This window comes from Caldisphaera sp. (assembly GCF_023256325.1).
Classification (GTDB): Archaea; Thermoproteota; Thermoprotei_A; order Sulfolobales; family Acidilobaceae; genus Caldisphaera.
The window spans coordinates 25345-44848 of sequence record NZ_JAGDXI010000018.1 but is presented as its reverse complement, the minus strand read 5'-3'; the positions used below and the strand labels follow the sequence as shown (position 1 = coordinate 44848).

Genomic DNA, 19504 nt, shown 5'->3' with positions numbered 1-19504 from the left:
CTCTGACCTCCTCCCCGTCCTGAAGGGCGAGGGTTTCCCCAGGGCGGTTCACAGGTTTATAGTTTACTGCCTTCATTTTCATTACTTCATAGCTAGTGGCCAAAAGCCACCCCGCTCCATTCGTTTAACGGTAGACCATCGGCGGCTCTTCAGCCCATTACCCTTCCTCAACAGGAGTTGCCCTCCACTCCCATCTCCCTGGGACTCAGGAATATGTATCTGTGGGGACACTTAATACACCCTTTATGGGCTTCCCCACACACCTTATTGTTTTCACAATACCTTAACACATTTTAGAATTTAAAAAACTTTATTTAGAATTTAAAACTTTACTCCTCATTCAGAAAGGCAGAGCTTGCCATTCTTTTTGTCATATTTTATTAATGATTAATTGATTTTCAATTTTAAATTTACTATATTATTGGAATATAATTATATCCCATATGAAAATTCAAATAATAATTAAAAATTTATTTTATATAGATCTAAGTGAATAAAATATATGCTTTAACGGAAGAATAATATATTGAAAGTATAGGAAGGTGCTATCAAAACGTCTGATAAAATAGATGCAGCAGTCTTAGTTTTGTTATATGGAAATCCTCCCAAAGTATTGATGGTAAGAAAAAATTGTTTGGTTTCAGGACGTTTTTCATGCGATTTAGCATTTCCAGGAGGACATATAAAAAAAGACGAAACATATATAGATGCAGCTCTTAGGGAAGCATGGGAAGAAGCTGATGTTTTTCCTAGATTCGTTGATATTTTAGGGGTAATGGATGTTCATGAAACATCTTCACAGCCTAAATTAAGAGTATTACCTGTAATAGGCATATTAAAGGGTCCCATAGATGCAAAACCAAAAGACTCTGAAGTAGATCATGTTATATGGGTTTCTTTAGATTCTATTAGGGAACCTAGATTAGTATTTCATCCCATTAGAGGATACGTAAACGGCTTTATGTTACCAGGTAACATGGTTATATGGGGTTTGTCTTATAGAATAATAATTGATTTAAAGCAAAAAGGGTATACAAAGCTAACAACCTCTTAAAATGATATAGAAACTATTAATTATTTTATCATCTAAAAATTAATTTAAGGCTATGGGAACCTTACCTTTAAATAACTTGAAATTATCTTATATTGAGGTATTAAAGTTTTCATTAAATAATCTTCCGAAGATATTAGGTGCCTTAAAATATTGTTTCTCAAATAAATAAACTTGTTTTGTGCATTCCATAGATATTCAAGAGGTAAGTCTAATCCTTTTGAAATTTCTAGAAGTTTTTGTAATATATTAATAGAATTTATGTCTTGGGGATTCAATATCAAATTATCCAATACCTTTTCTATTTTTTCCCTAATCAAACTGTGAACTAAATCATCTATGCTTACTTCTAAGTTTTTAGACCATTGTATTATTTGCTCTAATCTATTAAAGTCTATAATTTCTTGCTCTAAAATTTCTAAAATTGATTTTTCGAGCTCGAATTGTAAAAGCAATTCAAAAACTTTTGGGTAATTTAAGTTAAGGCTTCTTACATATTCCATAACAGGAAGATAATTGTTATATAACATTTCATATTGTCTTGCTAGCTCTATAATCGCAGAGTCCAACACATGATCCATAATAAATTTTTGATCATTTTTTAGCAGATTGTTCAGATTATAATAATTCGGATAAAAGGTTTTTTGTAATATGTCTATGATATCGGGTAATAATCCGTTATTAAAAAATTCTGTTACAGAGTTCTCAAATTCAATATATGACTTTTGATCTACTAATATCTTTGCACCAGCATGTAAGTTATACCAACCATAATATATTGATGCAAACATAATCGGTGTGCTCCTCCAAGTGATTTTAGAAATTAAAGTTGCTATTCCTGTAACGGCTTTAGCCCTTCCTAATTCTAGCTTCTTATATGGACCCAAAATAATTTTATAAGAATAATAATCATTTTCTTTTGATATTGTTTCAAAAAGTAATCTCATTGCATAGCTTGCACCTACTTTTTCTGCTGTCATCAAAGCAGGAATAGCTTCTTTTTCATATATTTCTTTACCATTGCCGTATCTAGGATTATTTGATTTTGCATCTTTCAATATGTTTAAAAATTGCTCTTCAACTCTAGTATTGGCTAATTCTTCAATTAATTGTATAACTCTTTTTGCAAATCTAAGGGATTGAATAGGCTCAGGCCTATAAATATCTTCAAAAAACCAAGCATCGCTCGATTGCATTAGAATAGAATTTTTAGCTATTTCCATTAATTTAAGAAGATCAACTATTTTGTTTTCTTCTCCTTTGATTGCAAAATTTTCAATAAAGCTTGAAACGTTTTCGGCCTTGTAATCATAAAAAACATCGACATAATTTAATATAGCTTTGTTTATATCATTAGAAACTTTGGAACCTATGTTTTGTATAGTCATTTCTGCCATATCTCTTAACCAGTCTATTGATTTTCTTAGAGGGGTTCTCCATTCTTGGGTCCAGCCTGGTCTAATATCTGATGCGCATCCACAATTGGATCTCCACCTTTCAATACCATGAGGGCAGCTCCAAGAAGTATTTTCATTTATTGTTATATCATAAGATGCTCCGAAGGTTGAATAAAAATAACTATAATTTGTTATATTAATTCCATAAGAATCTATAATAGATAAGGCTTTTGCTAGCTCTTCTTCCCCTTTTGGTTTATGATGTCCGTAGGTTTCTCCGTCAGTAGCGATGCTAACTAATTGGGGCTTTTCAGAGTTATCAAAAGACTCAATTAGTTTCCTAGCAAAGAGTTCACCACTTTTAAGAAGATCACCAAAAGCAACTAAACCTGATAACCATTTGTTATAAAACACAACACCGATATAATTCCCAGATGGTAGTAAAGCCCTATATACTTTTTTAGTGTCTAATGTTTTTTCATTAATTTCCTCAAACTTATCATTAATTTTTATTGATTTTGCTTGATGAGGACTTAATATGACAAATTTAATTCCATAATCATAAAGAATTTCTAGTGTTAAATTATCTACAGCTGCTTCAGGGAGCCAAAATCCTTCAGGATATCTATCAAAAGTTTTTTCAAAAAATTTTATACCCCAATAGATATCCCTTTCTCTATCCTCTTTTGATGAGAGTGGCATTATTATGTGGGCATACGGCTGTGCTATGGCATTTCCATGACCTGATAACTTAGATGAAGATTCTTTATCGGCTTCAATTATTAAATTATATAGTTTACTATATTTTTCTTTTAAATATGATAATAGTATCGGACCAAACGAAAAAGTTACTTTTTTGTAATTATTTACTACATCTTCAATTATTTCTCCATCCTTCAATCTTGCATAGGCATTTGGCAAATAAGATTCCTTGGTTATTCTATCATTCCAATCATGATAAGGTCTAGAACTTATATCTAAATCTATTTCTAAAATCCATGGATTAAATCGTGGTGGTTGATAAAAATGACCAAATATTGCTATATATTTTTCATCGCTGACCAATTTTTTCCCTAATAAATATATTTTTATAGTGGTTAAAAGCTACACAGCTATAAATAAATTGAGTTCTGAAGAAAAAGGTACCTATTAATACTTTTAAATTTAATATGCCTTATTTGTAAAGGTTATAGAGCATTGGAGGTAATTGAATTGAAAAAAATATCAAGGTTTGATATATTCATGATAGTACTACCCTGGATTCTTTGGTATTTGACTTTTGATGTTTTAAGTTCTCATTTTATTTATGCCATGGCAACTTCAACAAGTATTCTTGGAATAATATCGTTAACTAAAAAAGAGGTTAGAGAAAAATACAAGAGCTGCAATGTATTATGTTTACTTTCTTCGTTAGGTATAGCAATAATACTTTATTTGGTATTTTATGGCGGGAATATAGTGTCTATAAAACTTGGTTTAGAAGGAGAGGTTTTAGATGTGTATGGATTGGTTCCAAAAGGTTTACTGAGCATTTTTCTACTTGCGTTAATTGGTGTTATGGAGGAAGCGTATTGGAGAGGGTTATTGCAACAAGTAATAATAGAGAAGGATTTAAAAATTAACTGGCTCTTTTCTGCCGTATTTTATGGAATTGTTCATTCTGTGTCGTTAAATTTAATTTTAGTAATTGCCGCATTTATAGTAGGTCTCTTTTTATCGTTTACCGCAAAAAAATTAGGTTTGATAAGTTCCTCTATAGTTCATGTGACTTGGATTTATCTTATGTTTTTAAAAATATTATTATAAATTAGCGCAAAGGACCTCTCAATCCTTTAGATCTCAAGTAGTTAACCCTATATGTAGGTGTTATAGTTTTTGGGTGATTAGCTTTAACCATATCTATTCTTCCAACAGCTGTATTTAAAGGCCATTTCTTAGGCTCGTTTGGATCATTTCTTGCTATATTTTCAATTTCTTTTAATCTTTTGGCAAAGTTTTCTATATTTTCTTTCGTCTCGCTCTCTGTGAACTCTGTCATTAGTGCTTCTTTAACAATTAATGGGAAATAAATTGTTGGAGCATAGAATCCTGAATCTAATAAACCCTTACTTACGTCTTCAGCTGTAACTCCAGTTTCTTCGTGTAATGGCTCAGCACTTAATACTACTTCATGTTTTCTATATCTATTGCTGCCATAAGGTATTGAATATCCTTTAGAGTCTTTCATCAGTTTTATGAAATAATTCGTATTTATAACTGCCATTTCACCTGCTTCTCTTAAACCTTGAGGTCCTAAGCTAAGTATATATGTATATGCCCACAATAACTGTTGAACATTACCAAAGAAAGACTTCATTAAACCTGGGCTATATTTGCCGGGCCACCTTATTTTATACATTTTATCATTTTCATCATAATAAACTACAGGTCCTGGTAACAAATCTTGAAGCATTATATTTTCTTTAACTAAACGATTCTTTATGCAAACCGGACCTGACCCTGGACCGCCACCTCCGTGAGGAGCTGAAAAGGTTTTATGTAAGTTTAAATGGGCTATATCAAATCCCATGTCTCCTGGTCTTGCCTTTCCTAATATTCCATTCAAATTTGCGCCATCATAATATAATAATCCGTCTTTTTCATGAACGGCTTTAGCAACATCAATTATTTTTTCTTCAAACAAACCTAACGTGCTTGGGTTTGTTATCATTAAGCCAGCAGTTTTATATGATAATGATGATAAGAAAGCTTCATAGTCCATGTTTCCTGAATTATCTGTAGGTATTTCTATAGTCTTAAAACCAGCCATTGCTGCACTTGCGGGATTTGTTCCATGAGCTGAGTCTGGAACAATTATTTCATCCTTGTTTAAATTGTTTCTTAGCTCATGATATTTTCTTATGATTAATACTCCGCTCAATTCTCCTTGGGCCCCCGCTGCCGGATGTAATGTACAAATATCCATTCCAGTTATCAATGCTAGCCAGTTTTGTAGTTCGAATAACGCTTTTAATAATCCTTGAATTGTTGAATCTGGCTGTAATGGGTGTATTAATTGAAGTCTTTTATCCGTAGATAATTTTAATGATATTTTAGGATTATATTTCATTGTACAACTTCCAAGAGGCACTGGACCTGAGTCTACTCCATATGCCATCTCTGAAAGCCTTGTATAATGCCTTACAACTTCCACTTCACTTAATTCTGGTAAATTGGGATCATTTTCTCTTTTTATTTCTTTAGGTATTGATATTTCTCCTAATATTTTTTTAAATTCATCATTTATTTCTTTAAATCTTATCCCTTCTCTCCCACTTCCCAATTCATATATGAGAGGCTCCTCCCATTTAGCTTGTTTAAACATAGTTACTCACCTTTAATTTTCTTTAATTTATCTAAAAGAAGATCTATATCAGATTTAGAATGAACTTCAGTAAAGCTTAACAAACCCCAAGAATCCTTAGCCCAAGTAACGTATTTGCTTAATGGAATGCCAAATAATAATCCCTCTTTTATCATTACATTTCTTAAATCTTCGAAGTTGGTTTTAACATCAATAATGAAATCCCCAAAAAATTCTCCCTTAAACAAAGGAGACTTAAAACCTAGATAACTTAGTTGCTTAGAAGCATAATGGCTTCTATACCATGTTGCTTCAGCAACATCTTTAAGGCCTTTCTTTCCTAATAATGAAACATAAAAAGCTGCTATCATTGCACTAAGTCCAGAATTAGTTGTTATATTGCTAGTAGCTTTAGATCTTCTTATATGCTGCTCTCTTGTCTGCATTATCATTGCAAAAGCTCTAGATGAGCCATCTATTGTTGTAGTCATACCTATAAGTCTTCCCGGCATTTGCTTCACAAATTCTGCATTCCATTTTGTTGCAAATATACCAAGATATGGACCACCAAAATTTAGACCTAATCCCAATGGTTGCCCCTCTCCTATAGAAATGTCTGCATCTAGTTCTCCGGGAGTTTTATATATCATAAGACTTGTTGGATTTACTCCCATTATAAATAAAGCTTTTTTACTATGGGCTATTTCACCAATAGGCTTTGCGTTAACATCAACAACACCAGTGTATTGATAGGGATATTCTAGGTATATTGCAGAAATATCATCAGAAGATTTACTTTTTAAATCCTCAATATCGGCATAGCCTGTTTCAGGATCTACCTTATATGTAACCAATGATATTTCATGAGGTGATGTATAGCTTTTTGCTACTGATAAATGAAAAGGATTTATTGTTTCTGGAATCAATATTTTCTTTTTATTGTTTATTCTATAAGACATTAGAAATGCTTCTCCTAAAGAGCTTGCCATATCATACATACTTGCATTAACTACATCCATTTCTAATATATCTGCCATAAGACTTTGATATTCAAAGAGTATTTGTAACAATCCTTGACTAATTTCTGGTTGATATGGAGTATAAGCGGTTAGTAACTCTCCTCTTTCAGCTAAATATTGCACTGCAGCTGGGACATAATGAGGCCATGCGCCTCCTCCAATAAAGAGCTTAGATTCTTTAAATATCAAGTTATTGTTTAAAATATCATCAATTACCTTTTCCACTTCTATCTCATCTAGGGGTCTCTTTTTACCTATACCTAAGTTATCCCATATTTTTTCGTTTATTAGAATTTCTTTTGGTATATCATTATATAGCTCCAAAATATCCTTAACTCCAATATAATCAAGCATTGATTTTTTAATTTCGTTTGAACTATTAGGGATCCATTTATGTTCCATTTTTAATCCCCATTTTAAATGTTATTAATGATTATAAATATTTTAATTTGCTATTTGTTAATAAATTTAAATTATGCTTAAGATAAAAATATAATACCACATTAAGATACGGCTTTTATTTCTTATTAATTCTAAGCGATTATACTATCATTCTCTATGACCCAAGTTTTAACAAAAAATAATTGTTAACCGGGGAGTTAACAATTACTGTTTATTCATGTAATAAAAATTAGTTGGGCTGTATTCCTAGCCCTCTGTCACCTGCATCTCCTAATCCTGGAACTATGAAGAAATTATCATTCAGTTTTTTATCAACTGCTAAAGTATATATAATTAAATTATTGTAGGTCGATGAGAGATACTTAATACCTTCTAAAGATGCTATAACAGATGCTATAACGATTTTTTTAATATCTCTATTATATAATTCTTTTATTATCTTTTCCATAGTTTTTCCTGTTGCTAACATCGGATCAATTAAATACGCTACGCCATCATATTTTTCAGGCAATCTTTTATAATATATGTCTATAATTATTGATCCATAACTCTCGTTTCTTCTTGCAGCTACGAGACCTACCGGAGCTTCGGGAAATATATCCATAAATCCTTCTATTAAAGGCAAAGCAGCTCCTAGAATACCAATAAGGATAGGTTGATTTATTAAATCAAATTCAATGGCCTCCTCGTTTAATGGTGTTACGATTTTTGTTTCCTTCCATAAGAGCTCCTTAGAGCTTTCTATGGCTAATATTTTACCTGCATCTATCATTGCTTTTCTAAATTCAAATAAGCCAGTTTCCTTGTTTCTTAATTTTTTTAATATATATCTTGCTATGGGTAGATTTTCTCCCAAGACCTTAATTTCAACCAATCGAACACACCTATATTTTGTCCCCTATCAGATTTTTTAACCTCTACTATACTCTATTACTTGATTAAGATGTTATAAAGGTGCCTCATATGGCAAAATCAGAAATAGCTAAACTTGCTGAAACGATAGCTTGGTTTGAAGATTCATTGAAAAAGCTTAATGAAGAATCAAAAGAGTTATCTAGCGATTTAATTCAATTAGCAGATAGCTTAGGAAGAGAAATAAGACAAACGAGCAAGTTCCTTTCTGATGAAAGTGTTAAGAAATTAGAGGAAGCATATAAAGAAAGTGTTAAGAAATTAGAGGAAGCATATAAAGAAAAAGAAAAAGAAGAACTAGAAAACTCAGAAAAAATGGGAAAAGAAAATTACGATAAAGCAGTTAAGGAAGTCTTTGAACAAATAAAGAAAATTGTTTCAGGGTGAATCTATTTTTGGGTAGCCCTTCAACATATGCTCAAATAGTTCCTAGGTTAAGGTATTTAAAATCCACATTAATATCGCCAGATAAAATAAGGGAACTCACTCCACCATTAACAGATATCTACGCATATCTTAGAGAAACTAGATATAAAGCCGTCTCTGAAACAAAAAGCGCTCAAGATGCTGAGAAAGAAATAATGAAGAGATTTTATTCTGCCGTAGACGAAATCTCTAGTTTTACTCCCAAAGAGGCTGTAAATTTAGCTTTGGCATTTGCCAGAGAAGACGAAATAAACGATTCACTATTAGTCCTAAGAAGTATAGCTGAAGGAAAAGAAGTTGACAAGAACAACCTAACTTCATTGCTATGGAGTCAGAGCTCTTTGAACAAAATATTAGCAGAACCAGACTCATTAGCTGGTATCCAAAGATACTTAGAAATCTCATTAAAATATAAACACATTTATAATGCATTGAAGGATGCATATTCATATTTCAACGAATTAAAGGATTCAAGTGTGATTACTTGGTACTCTTTATCGGCAACATCAAATTTGTACTATGATAGCTTTTCTGACCTGAATAGCATTGATAAAAACTATGTTTCAAAAACACTATGCCCTATAATTGAAGGAAAAATTGCATTAGGTTTAATTCAGGCATCTTTGCTAAAAATACCCGCAAGAATTATAGAGCTTAGCTTTAGCAAAATAAACGCGTGCAACATATTATGGAATAAAATTAGTAGCATTTATGAAAGAGAATCTGCTGATCCTATAGCATTATCAACTTCTCTTAGAGATCATTTCAAATATATAAAAATAGAAGGTAAAAAAGAGGAAGAAATAATGGATTCTATTAGAAAAAGTTCAAACTTAAGTGCAAAGAGAAGCTCAGAAGCAGCATTCCAATCCTATCCCTTCTCACCATCATTAATTTCTGCAGCTTTAATACTACTCAAACAAGAAGTGAGCAACTTAAAAACCATAATATCTTCAGCTTACTTAAGGTTAAATAAAGATGAATATGAACAATTATTAATTATCTAATGAGCGATTCTTTTAATTTAATATGAGATTCTTTCTTTAATTTATTCCATTCTTTAAGATTATATATACATCCTGGATCAGGTGCCAAGTAATCATTATAATAGCCATAAGCTCTCGCTCTGCAACCTCCGCACACGTTTTTAAATGGACATAAATTACAAAATCCTTTCAACTTGCTTCTATCTCTTAAATCATTAAATACCTTACTTTTTGTCCAAATTTCCCAAAAGCTTTCTTGCCTTATGTTACCAACAGTTATAGGCAAAAAGACGCATGGCGAAATATCTCCATTAGGCTGAATAGCAGCATATATTCTCCCTGCTCCACATCCACCAACAAATTCTGCTACAGCTTTTACAATAGGATCTCCTGAAACAGCAAAGTGAGTTGGCGCAATTTCCTTACCTTGGCTTATGGCCAATGCAACTCTCCCATATTGAGGTGCCGTGCTTACTATTTGCATGCCCTGTCTTTTCTTCATTTCAGAATATATATGTCTCATGAATTTTTCTCTCTCGATGGGATCGAGATCTAACCAAATATTTTCTTTTCCTCTTCCTGTTGGAACAAAGTTAAAGAATATAACTCTTTTAACGTGTATATCTTCAGCTAAATCTAAAAGGTCCTTAACCTCACTATAGTTAAGTTTAGTTATAGTTACAGCCATACCATGATCCATACCTAATTTTACAGCATTTTCTAAAGCTTTAACAGCTTTTTCCCATGATCCTCTAACTCCTCTAAATTTATCGTGCTTCTCTGGATCTGAACTATCCAAAGACACTTCTACATATCTTAATCCACTGTCTCTTGCTTTTTCCAAGTAATTAATATTGGAAAATAACCAACCATTTGTAGCTGTTCCAGTATGAATCCCTCTTTTTGATATTTCTTTAACTATAGTAAAATAATCTGGATGTATAGTAGGCTCTCCTCCACTCAATGCTATTGATGCTACTCCGGCTCTATCTAATTGCTCTATTAAATTTAATTTTTCTTTTAAAGTTAGTTCGTCCGGTGTTGGCTTTCCTGCCTTCTGATAACAATGAATGCAATTCAAATTGCACATATTTGTCATATTCCATACTATTAAAAATGGAGCTGGCATTTTTTGAGGGACAGTAACGCCGTATAACCCTATGCCCTTCATAACTAATGCAACTCCTCTCCTAATCGCTGGATCGGAAATACCCTTTTTTGTTGCTTCTAGATCACCATTAAGCATAAGAATTCCTAGCTTTATTATATTGTCAATAACTGGTATTAGAAATCTTGCAGATATAGGACATTCTGATATACCTTCTCCAACAAAACTTGACAAAGCATGATATATTAATGGGGCATCTTTTATTTCCCCACTTTTATATTTGACCATGATGTTTCTTGTTGCTACTTTCAACAAAGACCTTGTTGCAGGATTATTAAATAAAATTCTAATCCCTGCTAATAAATGACCTATATCGCCATTACTATTAACCTTATCCATATAGTAATCAGAATCTATGCTCATCTTTCCCACCTTAAAGGTTCAAAAACTTTCTTTATCTTATCTTCAACGGGAGAAATAATTAAATTTTTGGATATGATTTTAAATAAATCTAAAAATCTTCCAGCCCTCATTTCCCTCGCCATAAAATTAAGTCTGACATAAAACTTACGATAAGCATAAATAATCATCTTTCCTAAATCTTTATCTGAAAAATTAAAACCTCTCATAACAGGCCTCACAGTAGTATAATGTTCCCAATTCTTATCAACAATTAGATTGTTTTTTAGAGCATAATCGTATAGTGGTGTCCCGGGATACGGAGTTAATGCAGTGAATTGTGCATAATCAGGATTTAATTTTACTGCAAATTCTATGGTCTTTTTCATATCATCAACAGTTTCCCATGGAAATCCCAAAATAAATGAACCTGTTGTAAATCCCTTAAGTTCTTTTGCATAAGAAAATACTTTCTTTGCTTGTTCAATAGTAATCCTTTTTCCTATCTTATTTAAAGTATCTTGACTTGCAGATTCTACACCAAAATATAATGCATTGCAACCATTATCATATAACAATTTCATAAGATCCTTATTTATAAGATCAACCCTTGTTCCGCACGAGAAACTTATATCTAAATTATTTTTCTTTAAAAGATCTATAAAGTCTTTAACAAACTTCCAATTAGCCGTAAATTCATCATCCGTAAATACAATAGTTTTAGCATGATATTTATCATACAAGTACTTTATTTCCTCTATTACATTTTCAGCAGATCTATATCTGAATCTTCTCCCCCAATAATAGCTTGTTATACAATATATACACCCATAGGGACAACCTCTACTAGCCATTATATGAGCTATGTTAATGTTTTTTCCAAAAAGGGTATATTTGTTCATATCTACCAAATGTCTAGCTGGCCATGGAAGTTCGTCGAGATTCTGTATTAAGGGTCTATCTTTTGTTTTAACTATTTTATCATTAAATGTAAATGCTATGCCAGCTATATCACTTAAACCTGTTTTTTCTAAACCTTCATTTTCAAGATAATTAATAAGTTCTAATGCAGTATACTCTCCTTCACCCCTAACTACAATGTCAAATCCGTTCTTTAAAGCCTCTTCAACCATTACTGAAGGATGACTACCGCCTGCAATTAGTGGTATATCAGGCATTTCTTGTTTTATTAGTTTTGCGGCCATATAACCCTTTGGAGCCATTGGAGTTTGCATCGATATTCCTATGACATCTGGTTTTATTGATTTTACTTTAGATAACCAAGAATTAAAATCCAATTGAAGCGTTGGACTATCTATAACCTCAACTTTATGACCATATTTTTCTAGAACTGCTGCTATACTAAGTATACCTAAAGGCGGAGCTCTCATACCAGTAACTCTATAAATCTCCAAATTATGAATTTCGGGAGGTAAAGTTAATAGTACCTTCAAATTTAATCCCATATTTATTTATATATATTTAAAATTAATATAGCTACGCTGATTAAAATTATTTGAAAAACTTATTTTTACGTGTAGATAAAACTATTAATAATAAAATATTTATTTATTTTTATATTTACAATGTTTATTAAAATTAAATATCTTCGATAAATATGAATTAAATAAAGTGAAACGAAATGAAAAGAAAATCTGAAAAAATACTTGCTATCTTTATTATATTTGCTATAGTTATATTCTCCAACATCACAAATGCTTCTACCGTTTATAATAGGGATTTAAGTTATTATCCTTCTTATTTATTATTGGGTAATTGGGTTAATACAAGTTTTTTAGTTATAACAGGTATACCAATACCTAATGCTACATTAAACGGCTTTGAAAATTCAAATGCATCAATAAAAAATATTTATTATGGAAGTTTTGGAATATTACCCTATGAAATACAATTCAATATTTTCCCTGCTTATTATTCAGCTTTAAATTTAAATAATACAATAACGATTGAGGGAAAAAATGGCCAAATTGAAATATTATCTCCTCAAGGCATGAATTCTATACTAATGCTAATATTTCCCAATAAAAAGATAATTTCTTCCATATACATACCATCTAATTATAGCATAAACATATATTCAAATGAAGCAATAGTTAATAATAATCCATCCATATACATATTTTTCAATGGTACATATAAACTAATTAGCTCAAATTCTCAAAAAATTCTGCAAGTTTCTTATTCAAATAATGGCTATTTAGAATTTTCGATCAATGATTCAAAATTTTATTCTCCATCATATTTAATAAGTTACAATCTAAACCAAGTTAACAATTGGCTTTATAAATCCTCAAAAGTTAAGAACACGCAAATCAGTAATAAGCTTGTATCAGATTATTATCTATCATTGTTATTAATTAAAGATGATCAAAATCCTGTAACTGGGGAATTCGCCGCTTCTCCTTCACCAATTTATCTTTATAACTGGTTAAGAGACTCTTCCTTTGCAGCTATTGCTCTTCAAGAATCTGGACATATTAATTCTGCATATAAGTTCTGGATATGGGAATCTAATTCTACCCAAATCAAGGACGGCTTGTGGTACACAAGATATAATTTTTATAACGGCCAGCCAGATACTAACTTTGGTATACCTGAATTTGATAGTATCGGACTTTTTGAAATTGGTGTTTATGAGTATTTTCAAATAACCCATAACTATAGTTTTCTTACATCTATTTTACCTTCGCTAAATAAAACGCTTACCTATGAAATAAATGAAATAAATCGGAATGAATTTCACTTACTTCCAGAGGATCTAAGTGTATGGGAATCGAACTTAGCATATAATTTTTGGACACAATCAATTGATGATATAGGATTATACGATTCCTCTTTAATATATCAATACTTAGGCATAAATAATTCTTTAATTAAAGTTGCTGCATCTGAATTAAATGAGAGCATAATGAAATATTTTTGGAATGGAAAATATTTTTATCCAAGCCTAACTCCATCAGTAATTTATGAAAATAACACAAAAATAGTTACTTTAATGCCCTCTTATTCTAATTTTGATTCCTCTACAATTTTACCTATTGATTTAGGATTTATTGATCCGAGCTCTCAGATTGCATATAGCGATGTTAACCAGGAGATAGCTCATTTAACAGTTTTAGGAGGATTATCACGTTTTACTAACGATAATTATCATTATTCACAATATTTATATGATAGTTCTTCACTAAATCCACCTTGGGATATTACAACTTTATTCCTTTCATATTATTATGAGCTTATAGGTAATATATCAGGTTCCATTAGTCTATTAAATTGGGTTTACACCCATTCTCAAAATGGATTATTACCTGAGGCGGTAGACCCAAATTATGGGAATCCTTTACCAACTACATCTCCATTAACTTGGTCCGCAGCTATGTATGTTATTACTATAAATAACCTTCCATCAAATAATTCTAATAAAATAGATACAGTAATTACTTGGATAATATTAATAGCTTTACTAATCATCATATCATACGCTATGGAAAAAAGAAGCGTTTTAAAGAAATAATTTTTACAAAAATTAATATTAATAAGTGCTATTAATGAAATTTGCTTAATTATTTTATTAATAATTACAACATTATTAATGTTTATTATATAAAAATGTTAATTATTCATGATGCAAAATTAATTTATGGCAATTAAATTTTAATTTATTAAAATCAAAGATACAAAAAATTATTATTGAATACATATTTGATGCTCATTACAATTACTCTATTAATTTAGCAAAAGCGGAAGGAATAATAATATAAAACTATATTTACACTTTATTTATTTGGTAAATACGAATAACAAGCCACGTCCCTTTTAGAGGTTGGATAAAGTTTTTAAAATTCTGAATATTTTAAGTTTTTGTAAAAACAGTAATATACGTGGATTTCTACGTATATGGGTTGGGGTTATCCCACTAAAGAGGAAGAGAATGATGAAAGAGGTTATGCCTTGTGATTTTGGTGAAGCCCAATGGCTGAGAATTGAATATAAATTCATTAAAATTCAATGAAGCTTAAACCCAATTAGCTCTAATATAGTTTTACTTTAAGTTTATTGAGTTCAAGGCTTAATTAAAAATATAGATAAAATTCACGAAACTATTTGAGAAATTGAAATATAAGTAATTTAATATTTTGCTTAGCTGCTACCAGCTACCAAAAGTTTAGCAGTATTGGGATCATATTCCCAATCTTTTGCAATCTTTCCAATTCTCTTATAGTATTTAGTTAGCCTCCTTATCTTGCTTTCAGTAAATATTAATCCCCTTAAGCTTGTTTTGTCTTTTGGATGCTCATCCAAATGCCTTCTCAAATTAACTGCCCTCCTTATCAAATTGAATAGATCTTCAGGTATTTTTGGTAGCAAATTCTTCTCTTCTAATACCTTGCTTACCTTTTTACCTATTATTGGTTTAACCAGTGGTATTCCAAATTGATCCCTTAAAACAATTCCTATTTGAGATTGTGTATAGCCTTTCTTTGCAAGCTCTTCTATTATTAATTCAATTTCTTGCTGACTATAGGTTATCCAGTTTGCTGTAACTGATGAAGGTCTTATTGAGTGTGATTTACCTCTTCTGCTATTCTTATGCATATGTTTCACCTATTCCTTTTGCTTTTTCTCTAAACTTAATATAACAGAACAGGATTTTATATTTTATACTTAAATAGATTTATCTATTGTTAATTAAAAATAAACTCTGTTATCTAACTAGAAGTCACCGACCTCCCCTCAGCCTTGAAGGGCGAAGGGTTTCCTTAGGGAGATCATAGGTTTGTGATTTATTGCCTTCATTTTCATAACTTCATAGCCGGTAGCTAAAAGCCACCCTCTTTATTAGTTCAGCTGTCCATTAACCTTCAATACATGTTTGATTTGTATTCAGCAATACTTTAAAGTATTCAAAGATTTTAAACTTTATCCCACCCCTTCTAAGGTAAGGCTTGTCGCTCGTATTGTCAAAATCTTATCTCATAATAAGAAATTTTGCTTCAGTAAATATTTTATTATTTTGATTTAAGCAAGTTTTCATAGTTTTTTAAATTTAATTTTATGTAGCCTATTTCTATTTTATTAATTTCTCCAACATATTGGGTTATAATTGTTAATATATCGTTACTAACTTTATATATTATTCCAAAATACTGATTTCCATCACTGGATTCGATTCCAGCAATATATCCAGGAGAAAGATTTTTTTCATTTATTACTTTTAAATTATTTAATTTTAGTAGTATTTTACTTGATTTTAATATACAATTTGAAATTAGCCTATCTCTGTTTTCTTTTCTTTGCATTCTAGATTTTTCTTTTTTTACAACTTTATCTAAATTTATTATGTTGACTTTTTTATCTAAATATTTTTCTGCCATGTTATCAATTCCTATTGATATAATGGTATCAATATTAAGTTTCTGAGCTAATGAAAGTTTAAGCTTAATAGATTCTTCATCCACTAAACCATCCGTGTCTATAATTAAGTTTTCTTTCCCTAATTTTTCTATACATTCGATATATTTTTCCTTATTTTTATAAGAACTGAAATCACCAACAAAGCAAGATTTTATATTTTTTACTGAGTCTTTCCAACCAGGAATGTAAGGAGGAATTATATCAGAAATACTAACAAAAGATGGACAATATATTTCATTCTGACCGAGATCAGCACTCATAATTTTCATTTTCTTTCCTTCGCTCCAAAAAGAGTTTATAAGAAATGCAGCTAAAGTGCTTTTACCACTATCATTAGGTCCTATAATTAAAATTTTTTCACTATTAGAAACTTTTCTATATATCTCGTAAAGAATAGTATAAATATTATCATTAACTTCGATAATACTTTTGTAGGAAGGGCTTACTTCAATACATGATTTGCTTGCAATAATAGGTAATGATCTTCCTAGAGGAACTATTATGCTTTTCCTTTGGCTCTTGTTATTTAATACAAATCCTAAAATATTTATACTTCCTTCTATTAAGTTTAATCTTAAAGGTCCTTGTAATAAATAGTAACCATTGTAAGTGTTGCAGCTCATTTTTAAATCCCAAATTAAAAGATTTATTATTTGGTTTTAATTTGCTTTCTTTAAAATGACTAAAATTATATTGACAGAAAATTTAAATAACGATTCCTATTCTTTTAATAGAAGGCGAGCCGCGGTCGTATAGTCTGGCCTAGTATGCGGGCCTGTCAAGAGGTCATGTGAGCTAAAACTCACAGAAAGCCCGTGACCCGGGTTCAAATCCCGGCCGCGGCGTCATTATTATGAGTTAAAATAATACAAATATCATATTTTTATGTTCAAAAATTCTTTAAGCATTAGATTATAAATCTTTACGTGCTATTATGATAAATTTGAAAGCTAAGCAAAAATAAGTAATAGTACCCTTGACTGCTTATAAAGTTTATAAAATTATTAAATTTATGGTGAAATCGATTGTCAACCATAATTAAAGACATATTGTTGAACTTTGAGGAATCAGGTGCGATGTCTCCAGGAGATGTTGCCCAAAAACTGAACATACCTAGGTATAAAGTATTAGCAACAATACAATGTTTATCAGATTTAGGTTTTTTAGATCCTTTATATTCTAGAGGTAGCTATAAAATATATCAAATCAGTTTATTAGGAAAAAAGGTTTTAGCTAAATTGAAATCTGAAGAATCTTTAAAAGAGATTTTAGAAGAAAGTATTTTAGAAGAAAGTATATTAAAAAACAATAAGGAAGGTATTAAAGCAGAATCTTAGCTTAGAAAAAATTTCGGAAGTTCTTCTATATTAATAATTGGTATAGCAATCCATCCGGGTTTTATTTTGTCCGATATTTCAACTTTCTCTCCAAGCTCATCAGTTTTTATAAGCACGTATTTAGATTTTTCATGGCTTACGTTTTCGCTGCTCTCATAATAGTAAATTAATGGTATTCCATAGAATTTATAATAATCCTTATATGTTGCCTGTACAAAATACACAGCTTTATTATTTTTATTAAATCTATAAATTGGCATTAAAATTAGATGTGCTGCCATAGATGATGCAAGTCTTGCAAGATCATTTATAGAACTTACCTTCACTAAAAAGGCTTCATCAATTTTTTCTTCCACATTATGCACCTATTAGATACTGTATAATTAAAATTAAAAATGTAAATATTAATTTCGTTGTTATTAAAGAAGATAGGAATATAAATATTAACATCGTTAAATTTTTGTTCAAATCTTTTATATGAAAAATTAATTAGCTCAAAAACTCTACTAAGAACTATAATGACTATAATATTGATTAAGATTTTACTTTTTTGAATCAAATGAAGTCCAATAAATTTTTGCCTTTTCTTTCTTTCGATATATTATTAATTTTTTCAAAATCTTGCTCTAATTTATTTTTTATTTCGGGTCTATATAATGCAGCCGCAGGATGATAAGTGGACATAATTTTAATTTTCATATTATTATATTCTATTTCTTTCATTATCCCCCTTTCTTTTTCTATTCCTTCCCATTTTTGATTAGAAATTAATGATAATGCTTCTCCTGAAGTCCTACCCAAAGCTACTATTATTTCAGGTTTAATAATATCAATTTCTTCTTTCAAATATGGTATGCAGGCCTCAATTTCTTCTTTCAAAGGAGTTCTGTTGTTAGGAGGCCTACATTTTACTACGTTTGTTATATATACTTCGTCTCTTTTTAAACCAATTTTATTTAGTAAATAGTCAAGAAGCTTGCCTGCCGATCCTACAAATGGTTTCCCCTGTATATCTTCATTTCTACCAGGAGCTTCACCAATAAACATTATTTTAGCTTTTATGTTTCCATAACCAGTTACTGCGTTTTTTCGATTCTGATATAGTTTGCATTTTTTGCAATTTTTTATTGAATTATTTAGTTCATTAAGTCTAAGAGTTTCTTTACTTTCCATTACTATCACTAGTATGGTAAAGGTTTATCTAACTCTTCAGCCGTTGGTTTAGATGGTATTATGCATAAGAATTTTAATTCAGACTCGGCCCAATATTCGTGATCTGCATTAGGCGGAATATAAATAAAGTTACCCTCCTCTACATTATAAATCTTTGTACCTATTTTTATCCTGCCTTTGCCTTCCAAAATAAAAATTTCATGTTCCCAAGGATGAAAATGAGAATTAATATGGCCACCTGCTTCTATTCTAAATAATCTCATAAAGAAATTATAGTTATCATCAGCTAATAACCACCTTATAAATGATTTTTGTGCTTGATCTTCTGGTAATTTTTCTTCATTTATCTCATAAAATTTTTTAATAACAGGTTTTAATTCTAACAACTCATTCACCTATCATTATATATATTTTAAAAATATAAAAATATTCTGTCTAAATTTTTCAAATTTTTTAATTTTAAATTTAACAAAAATCTAAAAATTACTTCTGACTTTAGGAAAAGCAAAAAGTAC

Annotated in this window: 17 protein-coding genes, 1 tRNA gene and 1 pseudogene; 7 read left to right on the top strand and 12 right to left on the bottom strand. The window is 30.5% G+C overall.

From position 1 onward, the window contains the following. Positions 1-219: pseudogene (locus Q0C16_RS07975) on the bottom strand (RNA-guided endonuclease TnpB family protein); the annotation flags it as partial. A 328-nt stretch (positions 220-547) separates the two neighbouring features. Between Q0C16_RS07975 and Q0C16_RS03085 the strand changes: the two are divergent. Beyond that, positions 548-1054 carry a CoA pyrophosphatase gene (locus tag Q0C16_RS03085; protein ID WP_367117896.1) on the top strand — a complete coding sequence of 169 codons (507 nt, stop codon included), beginning with the start codon at positions 548-550 and terminating at the stop codon, positions 1052-1054. Between the two features lie 50 nt (positions 1055-1104). Here the strand turns inward: Q0C16_RS03085 and Q0C16_RS03080 are convergent, their stop codons facing one another. After that, complete coding sequence (locus Q0C16_RS03080; RefSeq protein ID WP_292319574.1) at positions 1105-3513, bottom strand: DUF3536 domain-containing protein; 2409 nt, start codon at positions 3511-3513, stop codon at positions 1105-1107. 147 nt (positions 3514-3660) lie between these two features. Here Q0C16_RS03080 and Q0C16_RS03075 point away from each other — a divergent pair, with 147 nt between their 5' ends. Continuing rightward, positions 3661-4254: a CPBP family intramembrane glutamic endopeptidase gene (locus tag Q0C16_RS03075; RefSeq protein ID WP_292319573.1), complete on the top strand. Its 594-nt coding sequence runs from the start codon at positions 3661-3663 to the stop codon at positions 4252-4254. 1 nt (position 4255) lies between these two features. Here Q0C16_RS03075 and gcvPB read toward each other — a convergent pair whose 3' ends face one another. The 3 genes from gcvPB to upp form a co-directional block, all read right to left on the bottom strand. Beyond that, on the bottom strand, positions 4256-5812 hold the full coding sequence (gene gcvPB / locus Q0C16_RS03070; protein WP_292319572.1) for an aminomethyl-transferring glycine dehydrogenase subunit GcvPB: 1557 nt from the start codon (positions 5810-5812) through the stop codon (positions 4256-4258). A 2-nt stretch (positions 5813-5814) separates the two neighbouring features. Next, entirely contained in the window at positions 5815-7212 is a 1398-nt protein-coding gene (gcvPA, locus tag Q0C16_RS03065; protein WP_292319571.1) for an aminomethyl-transferring glycine dehydrogenase subunit GcvPA, read from the bottom strand. A gap of 229 nt (positions 7213-7441) precedes the next feature. Next, positions 7442-8086, bottom strand: a complete 645-nt coding sequence (gene upp, locus Q0C16_RS03060; RefSeq protein ID WP_292319570.1) for a uracil phosphoribosyltransferase — start codon at positions 8084-8086, stop codon at positions 7442-7444. Positions 8087-8175: 89 nt separating this feature from the next. On the opposite strand from upp, the gene Q0C16_RS03055 reads away from it, so the two are divergent. Continuing rightward, on the top strand, positions 8176-8511 hold the full coding sequence (locus tag Q0C16_RS03055) for a hypothetical protein (protein WP_292319569.1): 336 nt from the start codon (positions 8176-8178) through the stop codon (positions 8509-8511). An 8-nt stretch (positions 8512-8519) separates the two neighbouring features. Beyond that, positions 8520-9557: a V-type ATPase subunit gene (locus Q0C16_RS03050; RefSeq protein WP_292319568.1), complete on the top strand. Its 1038-nt coding sequence runs from the start codon at positions 8520-8522 to the stop codon at positions 9555-9557. Here Q0C16_RS03050 and Q0C16_RS03045 read toward each other — a convergent pair. Beyond that, positions 9550-11067, bottom strand: a complete 1518-nt coding sequence (locus Q0C16_RS03045; protein WP_292319567.1) for a radical SAM protein — start codon at positions 11065-11067, stop codon at positions 9550-9552. The genes Q0C16_RS03050 and Q0C16_RS03045 overlap by 8 nt on opposite strands. After that, positions 11064-12509, bottom strand: a complete 1446-nt coding sequence (locus Q0C16_RS03040) for a radical SAM protein (protein WP_292319566.1) — start codon at positions 12507-12509, stop codon at positions 11064-11066. Before Q0C16_RS03040 ends, Q0C16_RS03045 begins: the two co-directional genes overlap by 4 nt. 176 nt (positions 12510-12685) lie before the next feature. On the opposite strand from Q0C16_RS03040, the gene Q0C16_RS03035 reads away from it, so the two are divergent. Further along, entirely contained in the window at positions 12686-14578 is a 1893-nt protein-coding gene (locus tag Q0C16_RS03035) for a glycoside hydrolase family 15 protein (RefSeq protein WP_292319565.1), read from the top strand. A 626-nt stretch (positions 14579-15204) separates the two neighbouring features. Here Q0C16_RS03035 and Q0C16_RS03030 read toward each other — a convergent pair. Both Q0C16_RS03030 and Q0C16_RS03025 read right to left on the bottom strand, forming a co-directional pair. Next, positions 15205-15660: a 30S ribosomal protein S15 gene (locus Q0C16_RS03030; protein ID WP_292319516.1), complete on the bottom strand. Its 456-nt coding sequence runs from the start codon at positions 15658-15660 to the stop codon at positions 15205-15207. A 413-nt stretch (positions 15661-16073) separates the two neighbouring features. After that, positions 16074-17102, bottom strand: a complete 1029-nt coding sequence (locus Q0C16_RS03025; RefSeq protein ID WP_292319564.1) for a Clp1/GlmU family protein — start codon at positions 17100-17102, stop codon at positions 16074-16076. Between the two features lie 118 nt (positions 17103-17220). Between Q0C16_RS03025 and Q0C16_RS03020 the strand changes: the two genes are divergently transcribed. Both Q0C16_RS03020 and Q0C16_RS03015 read left to right on the top strand, forming a co-directional pair. Next, positions 17221-17324 (top strand) — tRNA-Asp (locus Q0C16_RS03020). Between the two features lie 180 nt (positions 17325-17504). Beyond that, positions 17505-17816: a transcriptional regulator gene (locus Q0C16_RS03015; protein ID WP_292319563.1), complete on the top strand. Its 312-nt coding sequence runs from the start codon at positions 17505-17507 to the stop codon at positions 17814-17816. On the opposite strand, the gene Q0C16_RS03010 is transcribed toward Q0C16_RS03015, so the two are convergent. The 3 genes from Q0C16_RS03010 to Q0C16_RS03000 form a co-directional block, all read right to left on the bottom strand. Then, complete coding sequence (locus Q0C16_RS03010) at positions 17813-18172, bottom strand: hypothetical protein (protein ID WP_292319562.1); 360 nt, start codon at positions 18170-18172, stop codon at positions 17813-17815. The genes Q0C16_RS03015 and Q0C16_RS03010 overlap by 4 nt on opposite strands. A gap of 199 nt (positions 18173-18371) precedes the next feature. Further along, positions 18372-18989, bottom strand: a complete 618-nt coding sequence (gene udg, locus Q0C16_RS03005; RefSeq protein ID WP_292319561.1) for a type-4 uracil-DNA glycosylase — start codon at positions 18987-18989, stop codon at positions 18372-18374. 8 nt (positions 18990-18997) lie between these two features. After that, positions 18998-19375 (bottom strand): cupin domain-containing protein, encoded by a 378-nt coding sequence (locus Q0C16_RS03000; protein WP_292319560.1) that lies wholly within the window; start codon positions 19373-19375, stop codon positions 18998-19000. Positions 19376-19504: the final 129 nt, after the last annotated feature.

What these genes read in the sequence shown, in the direction of transcription:
- Q0C16_RS03040 (WP_292319566.1), bottom strand. Translation starts at nt 12,509, where the DNA reads ATGGGATTAAATTTGAAGGTACTATTAACTTTACCTCCCGAAATTCAT.
- Q0C16_RS03045 (WP_292319567.1), bottom strand. Translation starts at nt 11,067, where the DNA reads ATGAGCATAGATTCTGATTACTATATGGATAAGGTTAATAGTAATGGC.
- Q0C16_RS03035 (WP_292319565.1), top strand. Translation starts at nt 12,686, where the DNA reads ATGAAAAGAAAATCTGAAAAAATACTTGCTATCTTTATTATATTTGCT.
- gcvPA (WP_292319571.1), bottom strand. Translation starts at nt 7,212, where the DNA reads ATGGAACATAAATGGATCCCTAATAGTTCAAACGAAATTAAAAAATCA.
- Q0C16_RS03025 (WP_292319564.1), bottom strand. Translation starts at nt 17,102, where the DNA reads ATGAGCTGCAACACTTACAATGGTTACTATTTATTACAAGGACCTTTA.
- udg (WP_292319561.1), bottom strand. Translation starts at nt 18,989, where the DNA reads ATGGAAAGTAAAGAAACTCTTAGACTTAATGAACTAAATAATTCAATA.
- gcvPB (WP_292319572.1), bottom strand. Translation starts at nt 5,812, where the DNA reads ATGTTTAAACAAGCTAAATGGGAGGAGCCTCTCATATATGAATTGGGA.
- Q0C16_RS03030 (WP_292319516.1), bottom strand. Translation starts at nt 15,660, where the DNA reads ATGCATAAGAATAGCAGAAGAGGTAAATCACACTCAATAAGACCTTCA.
- Q0C16_RS03055 (WP_292319569.1), top strand. Translation starts at nt 8,176, where the DNA reads ATGGCAAAATCAGAAATAGCTAAACTTGCTGAAACGATAGCTTGGTTT.